At 50.0% G+C, this 15,354-nt stretch carries 12 protein-coding genes; 8 read left to right on the top strand and 4 right to left on the bottom strand.

Going from position 1 to position 15,354, the window contains the following annotated elements; all coding sequences use genetic code 11:
• Positions 1–2: 2 nt before the first annotated feature.
• The gene (gene def, locus M0R47_RS06145; protein WP_292551846.1) at positions 3–509 is read right to left on the bottom strand and encodes a peptide deformylase; all 507 of its coding nucleotides are present in this window, start codon (positions 507–509) and stop codon (positions 3–5) included.
• A gap of 96 nt (positions 510–605) precedes the next feature.
• Between def and M0R47_RS06140 the strand changes: the two genes are divergently transcribed.
• From M0R47_RS06140 to M0R47_RS06120, 5 genes are all read left to right on the top strand, one after another.
• Complete coding sequence (locus M0R47_RS06140; protein WP_292551843.1) at positions 606–1,724, top strand: LysM domain-containing protein; 1,119 nt, start codon at positions 606–608, stop codon at positions 1,722–1,724.
• 50 nt (positions 1,725–1,774) lie between these two features.
• A complete protein-coding gene (dprA, locus tag M0R47_RS06135) occupies positions 1,775–2,827 on the top strand; it encodes a DNA-processing protein DprA (RefSeq protein WP_292551840.1) in 1,053 nt (350 codons plus the stop codon).
• Positions 2,828–2,841: 14 nt separating this feature from the next.
• Positions 2,842–3,309 (top strand): DUF494 domain-containing protein, encoded by a 468-nt coding sequence (locus tag M0R47_RS06130; RefSeq protein WP_292551837.1) that lies wholly within the window; start codon positions 2,842–2,844, stop codon positions 3,307–3,309.
• Between the two features lie 103 nt (positions 3,310–3,412).
• On the top strand, positions 3,413–5,725 hold the full coding sequence (topA, locus tag M0R47_RS06125; RefSeq protein WP_292551834.1) for a type I DNA topoisomerase: 2,313 nt from the start codon (positions 3,413–3,415) through the stop codon (positions 5,723–5,725).
• Between the two features lie 101 nt (positions 5,726–5,826).
• Complete coding sequence (locus M0R47_RS06120) at positions 5,827–6,384, top strand: L-threonylcarbamoyladenylate synthase (RefSeq protein WP_292551832.1); 558 nt, start codon at positions 5,827–5,829, stop codon at positions 6,382–6,384.
• Between the two features lie 29 nt (positions 6,385–6,413).
• Here M0R47_RS06120 and serS read toward each other — a convergent pair whose 3' ends face one another.
• The 3 genes from serS to orn all read right to left on the bottom strand — a co-directional run bounded on the left by serS (position 6,414) and on the right by orn (position 9,041).
• Entirely contained in the window at positions 6,414–7,685 is a 1,272-nt protein-coding gene (serS, locus tag M0R47_RS06115) for a serine--tRNA ligase (protein ID WP_292551829.1), read from the bottom strand.
• A gap of 99 nt (positions 7,686–7,784) precedes the next feature.
• A complete protein-coding gene (crcB, locus tag M0R47_RS06110; protein WP_292551827.1) occupies positions 7,785–8,492 on the bottom strand; it encodes a fluoride efflux transporter CrcB in 708 nt (235 codons plus the stop codon).
• Between the two features lie 3 nt (positions 8,493–8,495).
• A complete protein-coding gene (gene orn, locus M0R47_RS06105; protein ID WP_292551824.1) occupies positions 8,496–9,041 on the bottom strand; it encodes an oligoribonuclease in 546 nt (181 codons plus the stop codon).
• An 88-nt stretch (positions 9,042–9,129) separates the two neighbouring features.
• Between orn and M0R47_RS06100 the strand changes: the two genes are divergently transcribed.
• The 3 genes from M0R47_RS06100 (at position 9,130) to M0R47_RS06090 (ending at position 15,163) form a co-directional block, all read left to right on the top strand.
• Complete coding sequence (locus M0R47_RS06100) at positions 9,130–10,380, top strand: M48 family metallopeptidase (RefSeq protein ID WP_292551821.1); 1,251 nt, start codon at positions 9,130–9,132, stop codon at positions 10,378–10,380.
• On the top strand, positions 10,380–11,261 hold the full coding sequence (gene rsgA / locus M0R47_RS06095; protein WP_292551819.1) for a ribosome small subunit-dependent GTPase A: 882 nt from the start codon (positions 10,380–10,382) through the stop codon (positions 11,259–11,261). The genes M0R47_RS06100 and rsgA overlap by 1 nt, the downstream gene beginning before the upstream one ends.
• A gap of 200 nt (positions 11,262–11,461) precedes the next feature.
• Positions 11,462–15,163, top strand: coding sequence for a pyridine nucleotide-disulfide oxidoreductase (locus M0R47_RS06090; protein WP_292551816.1), 3,702 nt, complete (start codon positions 11,462–11,464; stop codon positions 15,161–15,163).
• The last annotated feature ends 191 nt before the right edge of the window (positions 15,164–15,354 follow it).

Here is a 15,354-nt window from a genome sequence, read left to right as displayed (position 1 = left end):
GCTCAGCTCGTTTCCATTTTGTGAATTTTTTCCAATTTTTTCTTAATTCGCTGCCGTTTTAACGGTGAAATGTAATCAACAAACAGTTTTCCATCCAGATGATCCAGCTCGTGCTGAACGCACACGCACAGCAAGTCCCTGGCGCTCAATTCAAAAGGTTCCCCCTCCTTGTCGAGCGCTTTTACTATAATGTGTTCGGCTCTGGTCACTTTTTCAAAGAAGCCGGGCACCGAAAGACAACCTTCTTCTGATTCCTTAACGCCGTCTTTTTCGATAATTTCAGGGTTGATTAGACATAACGGGGTGTCTTTTTCTTCACTGACATCAATAACAACTATCCGTTGATGCACATTAACCTGGGTTGCGGCCAACCCTACACCATGCGATTCGTACATGGTTTCAAGCATGTCATCGACCAATTTTTTAACTTTATCATCGACCGTTTTTACGATTGCAGCCTTCTTACGCAACCGTTCATCCGGAAACTCGAGAATAGATAGAATACTCAACAAACTCTCCACTATAATGTTTGAATACTGGAATTCTATCTGAATTCATCTAAACTTTGAATTCAGATAGTAAAAAAGACTCTACAGGAACCCAACATGGCTTTTCGAACACTCACCGGATTGATAGTTTCTCTGCTTTTCAGCTTAAGCGCATGGGCTGATGAAATACAAATAAATCCGTCCCATCCTGATCAATACACTGTTATTAAAGGTGATACCTTATGGGAAATATCCGGTAAATTTCTGACGCACCCGTGGCAATGGCCTGAACTGTGGAGTCACAATACTCAAATCAAAAATCCTCATCTGATTTATCCCGGCGATACGCTTTATTTTTCCGTGATAAACGGCAAACCGCAGCTTAGTCTTTCCAGAAGCGATATACCTCAAGCTCAAACCACAACCAATGCTCCCTGCGTGCTTAAAGAAGATGATTATAAACACGGGCGTAAAGAATTTGCCGTTTCAGAAGACGGAAAGGTATTGCCCTGCATTCGTGAATCCAAACTAGAACAGGCTATCCGGTTAATTCCTACGGCAAACATAGCTAGCTATTTGACGTCACCCAAAGTAGTGGGCGAGGATGAACTCAACAACGCTCCTTATGTTGTTGACTTTGCAGGCGAACATCTCATTGTAGGTATCGGCGACCGTGTTTATGTTCGCTCAATAACCGAAACAGATAGCCTATCCCACACAATTTACCGTCCCGGAAGCGCGTATGCCAGTCCGGAAAGTGGGGAAATCCTGGGCTATGAGGCGCAATACATTGCTGAGGCTTCATTGCAACAACCCGGCGATCCGGCAACGTTGGCCATAACCAAAGCCGATCGTGAAATCCGCATTGGCGATCGGATCATGCCCACTCTAGAAGAGGACCTCGCCTTAAATTATTTTCCCCGTCCGCCTGAAGAGAGCATAAAAGGCAGCATTATCAGCGTGCTCGGCGGTGTTTCCCAAATCGGCCGATATAATGTCGTCGTAATCGACAAAGGCACTGCCGACGGTCTCTTAGCCGGACACGAACTGGATATATATAGAGCTGGCAAGATTGTCAGGGATGACTATAGCCCAATTAAGAATGATGCCGTTAATCTTCCCGATGAAATTGCCGGCACCCTGATGGTTTTCCGCCCGTTTGAGCGTGTCAGTTATGCCCTGGTTATGAAAGCGACCCAGGCTCTTCATGTTTTAGACAAAGTTAGAACCCCCTGAACATTACCGCCCAACAAACCGATGACGACATAAAATACTGGCTTGCGTTATTGCGCACGCCAGGCGTTGGCTGCCGAACATTTCTTCGCTTACTTGAAAGCCATACCCCGGCGCAATTATTTGCTGAATCAGCATCCGCACTGAGCGCATTAGGCCTGAAAAGCGATATCGTTAATGCGATCAAGAACCCTGACTGGTCGCTGATCGACTATGACCTGAGCTGGCTGAGCCAGGAAAACAACAGCGCGATCACTCTCCATGACGTTGCCTATCCATTGCCGTTAAAGGAAATTTCCGATCCCCCGCCTATTCTGTTTGTTCGCGGCAACCCCGAACTGTTATCACTGCCGCAGCTCGCCATCGTCGGCAGTCGCAACCCTTCGACCTCAGGCCTGGAAACCGCCTTTAACTTTGCCAAGACCCTGAGTCATTATGGTTTTGTAATTACCAGCGGACTGGCTTTGGGCATAGACGCCGCCAGCCATCAAGGTGCATTAAAGGCTCAGGGTTATACGATTGCGGTAGCCGGAACCGGGCTGGATCGCGTCTATCCGGCTTGCCATAAAAACTTGGCCACTGAAATCGTCAATACCGGCGCGATGATTTCGGAATTTCCGCCCGGCACGACCGCCAAAGCCAACCACTTTCCCAGACGCAACCGCATTATCAGCGGCCTGTGCCAAGGACTCTTGGTAGTCGAAGCCGCTAAACAGAGCGGCTCGCTGATTACTGCGCGCATGGCGCTCGAACAAAACCGCGAAGTTTTCGCAATTCCAGGCTCTATTCACAACCCGTTGGCCCGCGGCTGCAATGCACTGATCCGTGAAGGCGCGAAACTTGTCGAAACAACTCAAGATATTCTTGAGGAACTACATCAATATAATCAACAGGATGAGAATTTCTCCCTATCCACAATGCAATCAACGCTTGACCTGGAGCAACAAACATTATTGAATCTTGTCATGTTTAGCCCAACTTCTATCGATACTCTGGTTGAAAATGCCAACGAATCCGTCGAAGTTATTTCGTCAATGTTACTGATTCTGGAACTGCAAGGCTATATAGAAGCATCCGCCGGCGGATGCTATACCCGAATCAAATAAACAACCAAGAGCTTATGAAAGAAAATATTTTTGATGTCCTGATGTACTTATTCGAAAACTACATGGAAGATGAAATTGAAATACTTCCTGACAGCGATATCGTCAAAACAGAATTGCTTGAAGCGGGCTTTGAACAAATCGAAGTCAACAAAGCTTTTGACTGGCTGGAATCGCTTAGCCTGCAACGGGCCATAAATGCATCGATATTGCCTACTTTCCGCATTTTTTGCAGCCAGGAGAAAGCCCGTCTGGATCTTGATTCCCGCAATATGATCATGTTTCTTGAACATAGCGGCATCCTCAGCTCCGCCAACCGGGAAATTGTCATCGACCGGGCCATGGCACTTGAAAATGAAGAGCTGTCAATGGAGAAGCTAAAGTGGATAGTGCTGATGGTATTGCTCAGCCAGCCTGATGAGGAAATCGCTTTCTCCAGAATGGAAGATATTGTCTATGATCTTATTCCAACTTATTTGCATTAAAAAATAGACCCAGGGCGAAGGGCTAAAGGCGAAAATGTACGTTTTTTGCCTTTAGCCCTTCGCCCTTCGTCTTTAGCCCTTCGCCTTTCATCTTTTTAAATAAATGAGTAAGAACCTCGTCATTGTAGAATCACCTGCAAAAGCCAAAACCATAGAAAAATATTTAGGCAAAGACTTTCAAGTTTTAGCCTCTTATGGACACGTCCGCGACCTGATCCCAAAAGAAGGTGCCGTCGACCCGAATAACAACTTCGCAATGAAATACGAAGTTATCGATCGCAACCAAAAGCATGTCCAAGCGATCAGCAAAGCCCTTAAAACCGCAGACACCTTATATCTGGCGACTGACCCTGATAGAGAAGGGGAAGCCATTTCCTGGCATTTACTTGAATTGCTGAAAGAAAAAAAATTACTAAAAGACAAGCCGGTGCATCGGGTTGTTTTCCATGAAATCACCAAAAGAGCCGTCACCGAGGCCATAGCCAACCCAGAGCAAGTCGCCATCAGCCTGGTCAACGCCCAACAGGCGCGCCGCGCTTTGGATTATCTGGTCGGTTTTAACCTGTCGCCGTTATTATGGAAAAAAATCCGCCGCGGCTTGTCCGCAGGCCGCGTACAAAGCCCTGCCTTGCGCATGATCGTCGAACGCGAACTGGAAATCGAGGCCTTTAAATCCCGCGAATACTGGACGATCGATGCCGCCTTGACCTCGCAGGATCAAGCCTTCAAAGCCAAACTGACCCAGTTTGACGGTGAAAAAGTCACACAATTCAGCATTACCGATGAAGAGCTGGCGGAAAAAACCAGGCAAACCTTGCTGGATGCCGCCGACGGCCAATTAATGGTCGCCAAGCTGGAAAAGAAACAGCAAAAACGCAACCCTGCCCCGCCCTTCATCACCTCGACACTGCAACAAGAAGCCTCGCGCAAACTGGGATTCACCACCAAACGCACCATGATCGTTGCCCAGCAACTGTATGAAGGCATCGATATAGGTGGCGAAACCGCAGGTCTAATCACCTATATGCGTACCGACTCGGTCAACCTGTCGGTAGACGCCGTCGAAGAAATCCGTGCGCTGATTGCCGAAAACTACGGCGCTGAAAATGTGCCCAAAGAGCCTAGAGTCTTTAAGACCAAATCTAAAAACGCCCAGGAAGCGCACGAAGCGATACGCCCGACCTATCCAAGGTACCTGCCGAGCCAGCTAAAAAACCATCTGAGTATTGAACAGTTCAAGCTCTATGAACTGATCTGGAAGCGCACCATTGCCTGCCAGATGATTCATGCCACGCTGAACATGGTCGCCGTCGACTTAACCTGCGGCGACGGCAAGCACGTGTTCAGAGCCACCGGCTCTACGATAGCCCATCCCGGCTTCATGGCCGCCTACCTGGAAGGCAAAGACGACAGCAACGAGAGCGACGACAAGGAAAGTTTCCTGCCGCCGATGGAAGAAGGCCGTCCGGTTCAACTGAACGACATCAATGCCGCACAACACTTTACCGAGCCGCCACCACGTTACGGCGAGGCCAGCCTGGTAAAGTCGCTGGAAGAGCACGGTATCGGCAGGCCGTCGACCTATGCATCGATCATTTCGACTTTGCAAAACCGCGACTACGTCACTTTGGACGGCAAACGCTTCTACCCGACCGATGTCGGCAGAATCGTCAATAAATTCCTGACCGAACATTTCACCAAATATGTCGATTACGGTTTTACCGCCAATCTGGAAGATGAACTGGATGCGGTTTCGCGGGGAGAAAAAGACTGGATTCCGTTAATGCGCGATTTCTGGACGCCGTTTAACACGCTAATCCACGAAAAAGAAGAAAGCGTCCAGCGCAAGGATGTCACCCAGGAAGCTATCGATGAAAAATGCCCGGATTGCGGCAGCCCGCTGTCCATCCGTTTGGGACGTAATGGCCGCTTTATCGGCTGCACCAACTATCCCGGCTGTTCATACACCCGAAACCTGAACGATGACGCGGGCGCTACCGACGAACCCGAAGTTGTGGAAGGCCGAGTCTGCCCTAAATGCGAATCGCCGTTAGTGATCAAGACAGGCCGCTACGGCAAATTTATCGGTTGCAGCGGCTATCCCAAATGCAAGCATATCGAGCCTTTGGAAAAACCGTCGGACACCGGCGTCGAATGCCCGCAATGCAAACAAGGCAATATACTCAAGCGTAAGTCGCGAAACAGCAAGATTTTCTATTCCTGCTCGGAATACCCGAAATGCGATTACGCATTATGGAACGCGCCGATCAAAGAAAGCTGCCCGGAATGTGCATGGCCTATTTTGACCGTCAAAGAGACCAAACGGCGCGGCGTGGAAAAAGTTTGCCCGCAAAAAGACTGCAAATACGCAACACCGTATGAAGGCGATCCGGCCGATGTGCAGGGGCCTAAGTAGCTTAAAACTTTAATTCACCACGAAGACGCGAAGAACACGAAGAACACGAAGAAAGTAAAAACTTCGTGTTCTTCGCGGTGAAGCTTTAAAATCCAACTCAAATGCCCTACTGCTCCGGCTTCAAAATAAAAAACGCTGTTCGTCATATCAAAACCGGAGCAGTAATCGCCTATCCCACTGAAGCCGTTTACGGCTTAGGCTGCGATCCGCTCAATGAAACGGCTGTGATGTCCCTGCTCGCCATCAAACAGCGCCCGGTAGAAAAAGGCTTGATACTGATCGCCTCATCGCTGGAGCAATTGCGCCCTTACCTCGTCTTGAATCAAGCCATTATTGAGCGGATCACACCGACTTGCCCAGGCCCCGTGACCTGGGTTATTCCAGCCCAGCCTTGGGTGCCAAAATGTCTGACCGGCGAACATCAATCCCTGGCAGTCAGAGTAACCAATCACCCGATAGCCCGAGCTTTATGCGCCCAATTCGGCAGTCCGCTAGTCTCCACCAGCGCCAACCCGACGACCCGACCAGCCATCAAAGATTCAAGGAAACTCCTAAAAACCTTTGCCGGTTCCGATATTTTTATCGTGCACGGCAAAGTCGGCGAACTTGGACAAGAAACTGCTATTTATGATGCGGCGAGCGGAAAGCGGTTTCGTTGAACATAAAGCCAAAAGCAGCCTGCCCACAGCTAACCAATAACCTCCAACCCGCCCATATAAGGTCGCAACGCTTCAGGAATATGAATGCGACCTTCTGCATCCTGATAATTTTCCATCACCGCAATCAAGGTTCTGCCCGCAGCCAGACCGGAACCGTTCAGGGTATGCGCCAGCTCGGGCTTGCCGGTTTCGGGGTTGCGCCAACGGGCTTGCAGGCGGCGCGCCTGAAAGTCTTTGAAGTTGCTGCACGATGAAATTTCGCGATACGCGCCCTGCCCCGGCAGCCACACTTCCAGATCGTAGGTTTTGCTTGATGAAAAACCGGTATCGCCTGCGCATAACAACATCCTGCGGTAAGGCAGGTTTAGTTTTTTCAATATGGCTTCTGCATGATTGGTTAACTCTTCATGAGCCGCAACTGAATCCTCAGGCTTTACGATTTGCACAATCTCGACTTTTTCGAATTGGTGCTGACGGATCATGCCTCTGACATCGCGGCCATAGGCGCCGGCTTCGCTACGAAAACAGGGGCTGTGGCAGACGAATTTAAGCGGCAGGTCTTTGGCGTCGATAATTACGTCCCTGACAATGTTGGTAACCGGCACTTCGGCGGTCGGAATCAGGTATAAGCCTGGATCGTCGCTGGCCTTGAACAGGTCGGCTTCAAACTTGGGCAACTGGCCGGTGCCGCGTAAGCTGTCGGCGTTGACCAAAAAAGGCACGTAGGTTTCGCTGTAGCCGTGTTCGGAGGTATGGGTATCGAGCATCAGCTGGATAATGGCCCGTTGCAAGCGCGCCAGCGGCCCGTTTAAAACAACAAATCTTGCGCTGGCGATTTTTGCGCCCAGCTCGAAATCCATGCCTATCTTTGCGCCTAAATCAACATGGTCTTTGGGCTCGAAATCGAAGTTCGGAACTTCGCCCCAGCGGCTGATTTCGAGATTGTCGTCTTCACTCTTGCCGCTCGGCACGGACTCATCAAGGATGTTGGGTATGCCTTCCATCAGGGCGGTCATTTTCGCCTGAATACCGGACAACTCGGTTTCCGCGGCTTTCAGTTCATCGCCCAAATGCTGAACCTGATCCAACAGCGGCTGCACGTCTTCGCCTTTGGCTTTGGCCATGCCGATGGCTTTTGAGCTGCTGTTGCGTTCGTTCTGCAATTCCTGGGTTTTAACCTGGATATCTTTGCGCCGGGCTTCCAGCTCGGAGTAATACTCCGGGTTAAAATCGAATGAACGTCTGTTTAGCTGTTCCTTAACAAAATCAAGCTCGGTTCTGAATAAGCGGGGATCTAACATGATTAAATTATTACCTTAAAATTAAAATATATATGAGGCGAAAGACAAAAGGCAAAGGGCGAAAAAAGTATGTGCCTTTAGCCCTTTGTCTTTCGTCTCTCAAATCTGCCTGCCGACCAGCAAGCCCATCCAAATCACTAAAATACAAACCAGGCTATTGGCGACAAAGGTGCTCAGCATTAAATTCAGATGGGTGTCGAACGAATAACCGTGCTCAACCAAAAACAACAACAGGTATAAGCCGGACAGGGTTAAAAACACACCCACTGTGATCACGGTCAGGACGACGCGATATTCCACGGATATCGCCACTTTCTGCAACAAAATGGTTGCCAACATACTGACCAGAAAAGCGAATATCGCATTGATTGTCATCAAGGCATAAGGGATGACGCCGCCCGACACCTGAATAATGCCATCCGAATAATAAAACAGGCCCCGGCCGCACAGCAATCCGATCCAGATTGCACCTACGCAAGCCGTGACGCTGATGAATATATTCAGCGCCGCCTTGTTTAAATTGCCCTGTTCTATCAGGTAAAAAGTTTCCAGCGAAAAGGTGGAGAACGTTGTAAACGCCCCGATAAAGCCAATCAGAATAGCCGCCCGGTATTCAAATGTGATGGTGATACGTTGCTGGATCAACGACTCGGTCAACAAGCCGAGCATAAACGAGCCGATCACGTTGACAACTAATGTTCCATACGGAAAGCCTCGTCCCAACCACTGGTAAATACCCGACGACACCAGGAACCGAATCACTGCGCCAAACGCTCCGCCCAGCCCAACTGCAAGTATTTGGTTCATAACTTAGAACTTGATAAAGTGCTCGCGGTAATAACGCAGCTCTTCAATAGACTCGATAATATCGTCCAGGGCCTGATGCGAGGACTGTTTTTTAAAGCCGTCTTTGACATGCGGCGCCCATCTGGCGGCCAGCTCTTTGATCGTTGAAACATCGATATTGCGATAATGAAAATACGCCTCCAACTTGGGCATGTAGCGGTATAAAAACCGTCTGTCCTGGCCGATGCTGTTTCCGCACATTGGTGAGGTGTTTTCCGGCACCCACTGCTTTAGAAATGCCAGCGTTTGCCGCTCGGCTTCAGCAGCATTAATAGTAGACGCTTTGACGCGCTTAATCAGGCCGGACTGCCCGTGATGCTGCTGGTTCCACTCATCCATAGCCGCCAACGCCGCATCGGACTGATGCACCGCCAGCACCGGGCCTTGGGCCAAAACATTCAAATTCTTGTCAGTAACAATCGTAGCAATCTCGATGATCAAATCGTTGTCAGGATCGAGTCCTGTCATTTCAAGATCTACCCAGATGAGATGCGATGAATCCTGCGCCATTTATTGATTCCATTGTATTGAAGGTGGCGGTTAGTGTAGCATTGGCTAATGTGTACGTCTAACTCTTAAACTTTGAAGAATCCCGTCTATGAATAGCTTTACCATCGTCTTTTTAGTCGCGCTAACCCTGTCTTTTTCAGTCCAGTTCTGGCTGGCCCAACGGCACGCTAATTATGTTGCAAAGCATCGCTTCGCCGTGCCAGAAGCCTTTAAAAATACTGTCTCGCTGGAAGCCCACCAGAAAGCGGCCGACTACACGCTGGAAAAAAGCAGGCTAGGCAATATCGACAGCGTACTCGGTGTTGTACTGCTATTAATATTGACTCTCGGCGGCGTCATTAATTGGGCTTTCGAATTTTGGGCCGCTACGGTGCAATCGCCTTTAATAGCAGGCTTGGCGGCACTGGCTACTGTGTTTCTGGTGATGACTTTGTTAGAGCTTCCTACCAGCGTCTACCAAACCTTTATAATTGAAGAAAAGTACGGCTTCAACAAAAGCACGCCACAACAATTCGTCAAGGATCAACTATTGCAGATGGTTTTGGTTGCCGCTATCGGCATGCCTTTAATCGCCCTGATCCTGTGGGTTATGGACAGCATAGGTTCATTGTGGTGGTTATGGGCCTGGGCCATACTGATAAGCTTTTCGCTGCTGATAAGCTGGCTTTATCCAACCTTGATCGCGCCGTTATTTAATAAGTTCACCCCGATGGAAGAAGGCTCGTTAAAAGACCGTATTCAGGATTTGCTTGCTCGTTGTGGCTTTAGCAGCCAGGGCATCTTCATTATGGACGGTTCCAAGCGTTCAGGCCACGGTAACGCCTACTTCACCGGCCTTGGCAACAACAAGCGCATCGTATTTTTCGATACCTTGATTAATTCCTTGGACGATGAAGAACTGGAAGCGATACTGGCCCACGAACTGGGACATTTCAAGTGCAAACACACCATCAAGATGCTGATTGCCAATGCCGTCATGACCTTGGTCAGTTTCGCGGTTTTAGGTTGGCTGATCGACCAGCAATGGTTCTATAACGGACTGGGCGTAGAGCAACCGTCGCATGCTGCGGCCTTGTTGCTGTTCATGCTGGTATCATCGTCGTTTACCTTTTTTATCCAGCCTATCGTTGCCTACTTTCAACGTAAATTTGAATTTGAAGCCGATAATTTTGCATCAAACAATGCCAAAGCCGAAAAGCTGATCAGCGCCTTGGTTAAATTGTTTGAAGAAAACGCCAGCACCTTAACGCCGGACCCTTTGTATTCCGCATTCCATTACAGTCATCCGCCTGCGGCTATTCGTATTGCCAACTTAGAATCACAAATACGCCCTGCTTGATGAGTGAATTAATTGAAGGCCTGGTTATCTCCCATTTAGGCCAGGGTATCGCGGTTGAACATAACGACAAGATTGTACTGTGCCAAACCCTGCGGCGGCTTGAAACCGTCGCAGTCGGCGACCGAGTTTTATGGACACAATCCTCGCCCGACCAGGGGCGCATAGAAAAAATCCTGCCGCGCCGTTCGCTGTTGATGCGCCCGTCCAGAAGCGGCAAAACGCGCCCTGTTGCCGCCAATATCGACACCGTCTTTGTCGTCTTTGCTGTCGAGCCTTATTGCGATTTTTTGCTGATAGACCAGTACCTGGCCATTTGCGAAAACCGCAATATAGATGCGGCGTTAGTGCTGAATAAAACAGACTTGGCGCAATCGACCGTTATTGAACAGGAACTGCTGGACTATACCAATCTGGGCTATCAGCTATACCGGGTCAGCGCTACGGCGGCATCGGGACTGGACGAACTGGAGCGGGCCTTAAAAGATCAGGTCAGCATTTTGGCGGGACAATCCGGCGTCGGCAAGTCCTCATTAACCAATGCGATCATTCCCGATAAAGATCTCAAAACCAACACCATCTCGGAAACTACCAAACACGGACGGCACACCACCACAGCAGCGACGCTGTACCATATGGAGCAAGGCGGCGATTTAATCGACAGCCCCGGCGTCGCCATATTCGGGCTAGCGGGCCTATCCGAACAACAGCTGGCTTACGGTTATCGTGAGTTCCAGCCGTTGATTGATCAATGCCAGTTTAAGGACTGCCGCCATCTGGTTGATAAAGGCTGTGCGGTGCGCTCGGCGGCGGAAAACGGCGCTATTTCCATGACGCGGTATCAGCGGTTTTTAAAACTCAGGGAAAAAATGCCGACGTCTTAGCCTGAACAGTAATTTGTAAAAATTATTATGTCTTAAGAACTTATTGCAGCTCACCCTTAAAAGATTATCTGTGGCAAAAAAAGCCATATCTACTTATAATGCGCGGTTAAATTCAGTCTTTTCGGTAACCTTTTAAGTACAGATAAAGCCATTTTTTATGGGGGCTGTATGGACAAGCGAACTAATCAAACACGAGAACTATGGAACAACACAATCTTACCCTAGGCATTCCCGGCTTTAACTACCCCGATTTATATGACTCTGCACGTCTGAAAGATTTGCTGGATGTGTTTGATGCTTCGGTTGAGCGCCATGATTCAGTGCTGCACAATGAATTCAAGGCTTACCGCGAGAACCAGGGCGCCGGATTATCGGCAGAAGCTGTTTCCGACCTGCTGGTGCGCATGGGGCCTTATGTCGGCCAGTTTGTCGCTCAGTTGTTCAATGTTACCGAGCAGCATCAAGCGCAGGGCGCCAGAATTAAGGATGAAATCGACACCATTTTTACCTATAAAAATGAAGTGGTCGAAAAGTTAGGCTTCGCCTTTAAAGGCCAGGATACCAGCGATTGGGCTATTCCTTCCATCCTGAACCGTTTTGATCTGCTGATAGATGCCGGCTTCCCCGAAGCCAACCAGGATAATGACCCCGAACACCGCGTAGCAAGAGTTGGCGCAGCTATCGGCCTGCTGTCCAGCCATTACAAATTGGTTGCCAAAGGCAAAGACAGCGATTACGAAAATGCCGATTTGGTCGCCGAGGCTCTGCGCGCAAAACTCGCCGCGCATCAGGAAGCGGCAAGCGAATTTAACGACATCATCAGTCAGCAAGACCCCGCCGAATTTGTCGCCGCCCTGATGGACATCGTGCAACGCTGGAGTTTCGTCGCTCAACAAGACAACGATGTGGTTGCGAATTGGTCAAGCTTCAAATTCCCGAAAAAGCGCGATTTCGACCACTTGGTTGCACACGACCTGGTCGACCGCGGCGAGTTCAAGGCCTGGATGGGCGAGCAGGAGCACCGCCGCCGCCGGGACGGTTTCAAGCTGACCGACCCGCGTTACAACCAGCGCCAGGTATTGTCCGAAGTCAATCATTGCATTTACTGTCACGAGCGCGACACCGACTCCTGCTCCAAGGGCATGCGCAACAAAAAAACCGAAACTTTCAAGGTTGACCCATTAGGCGTGACCACTATCGGCTGCCCGCTGGATGAAAAAATCTCGGAAATGCACCTCGTCAAGCGTAACGGCGACAATATCGGTGCGTTGGCGATTGTCGTTATCGACAACCCAATGTGCCCAGGCACCGGACATCGTATCTGCAACGAGTGCATGAAAGGTTGTATCTACCAAAAAACCGATCCGGTCGATATTCCGCAAATTGAAACCAGCGTCCTGACAGACGTATTGTTCATGCCTTACGGCTTTGAAATCTACAGCTTACTGACCCGCTGGAACCCATTAAACGTCAAGCGCCCGTATATGCTGCCTTACAACGGCAAAAACGCGCTGGTGGTCGGCCTCGGCCCTGCCGGTTACACGATGAGTCATTACTTGTTAAATGAAGGCTTCGGCGTTGCCGGTATCGACGGCTTAAAGCTTGAGCCGCTGCCGGTAGAACTGACCGGTGACAGCGAACATCTGCCTATGCCGATTGTCAACTTCCAAGACCTTTACGAAGAGCTGGACAAACGCATCCTGGCCGGTTTTGGCGGCGTTGCCGAATACGGCATTACCGTACGCTGGGACAAGAACTTCCTGAAAGTCATTTACCTGACCTTGCAGCGTCGCGCAGCGTTCCGCTCTTACGGTGGCGTGCGCTTTGGCGGCACGATTACTATCGAAGATGCATGGAGCATGGGCTTCGACCATATCTGTATCGCTTCGGGCGCAGGCAAGCCGACGATTATCGACATGAAGAACAACCTGATCCGCGGCATACGCAAAGCGTCGGATTTCCTGATGGCCTTGCAATTAACCGGAGCTGCTAAGGATTCCTCTCTGGCAAACTTGCAGGTTCGTTTGCCTGCCGGCGTTATCGGCGGCGGCTTGACCGCTATGGATACCGCAACCGAATTGATGGCATATTACCCGGTACAGGTCGAAAAAATCCTGCATCGTTATGAAACCCTGGTGAACGTGTACGGCGAGCAAACCGTCCGCAGCCGTTACGATCAGGAAGAAACCATTATCCTTGATGAATTCCTGGCGCACGGCAAAGCTATCGTCGCCGAACGCCAACGCGCCGAAGCGGAAGGCGAACTGCCTGATTTTCAACCGCTGGTAGATGCCTGGGGCGGCGTCACGCTGTTTTACCGTAAAGGCATCAACGATGCGCCTGCGTATCGCCAAAACCACGAAGAAATCGCCAAAGCGCTGGAAGAAGGCATCGCTTTGGCCGAGGGCATGAGCCCGCTCGGCGCAGAAACCGATGAATACGGCCATTTAAACGCAGTAGAGTTTGAAAAACTGGTGCTGGAAGAAGGCCGCTGGCTTAGTTCAGGGCAGAATGTCACAGTTCCATTGCGCAGCCTATACGTTGCGGCGGGCACTTCGCCGAACACCATTTACCAAAGCGAATACCCTGACACCTTCGTGATGGACAAATGGTTCTTCCAACGCTACCAGCCGGAATGGAACAACGATTCCGTTGAACTGGTGCCGATGCACGATGAAGCTATGCCCAAACTCGGCAAACCCGCGCCGCTGACGTCTTATCAAAAAGACGGCAAATTCATCAGTTTCTACGGCGATAACCATCCTGTTTATGCCGGTAATGTGGTTAAAGCCATGGCCAGCGCCAAGAACGGCTACCCGCATGTGGTCAAACTGTTTGAACAAGAACTGGCTCGATTAAATCCTGCTCAGCAAGCGGAACGCGATGCAGCCTTGAAAGCCTTGTTTGCTCGTCTGGATGAAGCATTTAAAGCCACTATCGTCGCCATCAACCGCTTGACCCCGACCATTATCGAAGTGGTGGTCAGAGCGCCGATGGCGGCGGAAAAATTCCAGCCCGGACAGTTTTACCGCGTACAAAACTACGAAGCCTTTGCTCCTGTCGTCGAAGGCACGGTGCTGGCGGCCGAAGGCCTGGCGCTGACCGGTGCGGAAGTCGATAAAGACAAAGGCACGGTTTCATTGATTGCACTGGAGATGGGCTCGTCCTCACGCCTGTGCGCAACCTGGAAAGTCGGCGATCCGTTGGTGTTGATGGGTGTAACCGGTACGCCAACCGATATCCCGACCGGCGAGACCGTATTGTTGCTCGGCGGCGGTTTGGGCAACGCGGTACTGTTCTCCATCGGCAAGGCGTTAAGAGCGGCAGGCAATAAGGTGATTTATTTCGCCGGTTACAAATATGCGCAAGACCGCTTTAAAGTCGAGGACGTGGAAGCTGCCGCCGATATCATTATCTGGTCGGTCGACAAAGGCGAAGGCGTAACCCCGATTACCCCGACCCGTCCACAAGACAAGACTTTTGTCGGCAATATCCTGGAATGCATGTTGGCCTACGCCAACGGCGAACTCGGCGAACAACCCATTTCGCTGTCGGATGTCGACCATTTGATCGTGATCGGGTCGGATCGCATGATGGCCGCAGTGAAAAGCGCACGCTTCGATGTATTGAAGCCTTATCTGAAAAAGGCCCATCACGCCATCGGTTCGATCAACTCGCCGATGCAGTGCATGATGAAAGGCATTTGCGCGCAATGCTTGTGCAAACATGTTGATGCAGAGACCGGCAAGGAAGTGTTCGTGTACTCGTGCTACAACCAGGATCAGGATTTGGATAAGGTTGACTTCCCGCACCTGAACGCAAGATTGCGGCAAAATACCGTGCAGGAAAAGCTGTCTAATCTCTGGCTGGATTATTTGCTGGAGAAACAGCGTCAAAATTAGAGGTCGAATCACCGCACCTCAGTGCTGAACGATGACATACCCTTATGCGTCAGACTTGATGATAACTCTATTTAAAATCAAGCTGACGCATAGAGGGATTGTTGCTAGCCAGCCATGCCGAACCAATAGAATATTGAACCTCGCTCAGCGAAGTTCAGTCATATAAACATGTAACACCTCGTTTCATTTAA

It is taken from the genome of Methylobacter sp. (genome assembly GCF_023227905.1).
Classification (GTDB): Bacteria; Pseudomonadota; Gammaproteobacteria; order Methylococcales; family Methylomonadaceae; genus Methylobacter_A.
This window is presented reverse-complemented; position numbering and strand designations above follow the sequence as displayed.

Coding starts and splice junctions, on each gene's coding strand:
- orn (WP_292551824.1), bottom strand. CDS start 9,041: ATGGCGCAGGATTCATCGCATCTCATCTGGGTAGATCTTGAAATGACA.
- serS (WP_292551829.1), bottom strand. CDS start 7,685: ATGTTAGATCCCCGCTTATTCAGAACCGAGCTTGATTTTGTTAAGGAA.
- M0R47_RS06100 (WP_292551821.1), top strand. CDS start 9,130: ATGAATAGCTTTACCATCGTCTTTTTAGTCGCGCTAACCCTGTCTTTT.
- crcB (WP_292551827.1), bottom strand. CDS start 8,492: ATGAACCAAATACTTGCAGTTGGGCTGGGCGGAGCGTTTGGCGCAGTG.
- rsgA (WP_292551819.1), top strand. CDS start 10,380: ATGAGTGAATTAATTGAAGGCCTGGTTATCTCCCATTTAGGCCAGGGT.
- M0R47_RS06130 (WP_292551837.1), top strand. CDS start 2,842: ATGAAAGAAAATATTTTTGATGTCCTGATGTACTTATTCGAAAACTAC.
- topA (WP_292551834.1), top strand. CDS start 3,413: ATGAGTAAGAACCTCGTCATTGTAGAATCACCTGCAAAAGCCAAAACC.
- M0R47_RS06140 (WP_292551843.1), top strand. CDS start 606: ATGGCTTTTCGAACACTCACCGGATTGATAGTTTCTCTGCTTTTCAGC.
- M0R47_RS06090 (WP_292551816.1), top strand. CDS start 11,462: ATGGAACAACACAATCTTACCCTAGGCATTCCCGGCTTTAACTACCCC.
- M0R47_RS06120 (WP_292551832.1), top strand. CDS start 5,827: ATGCCCTACTGCTCCGGCTTCAAAATAAAAAACGCTGTTCGTCATATC.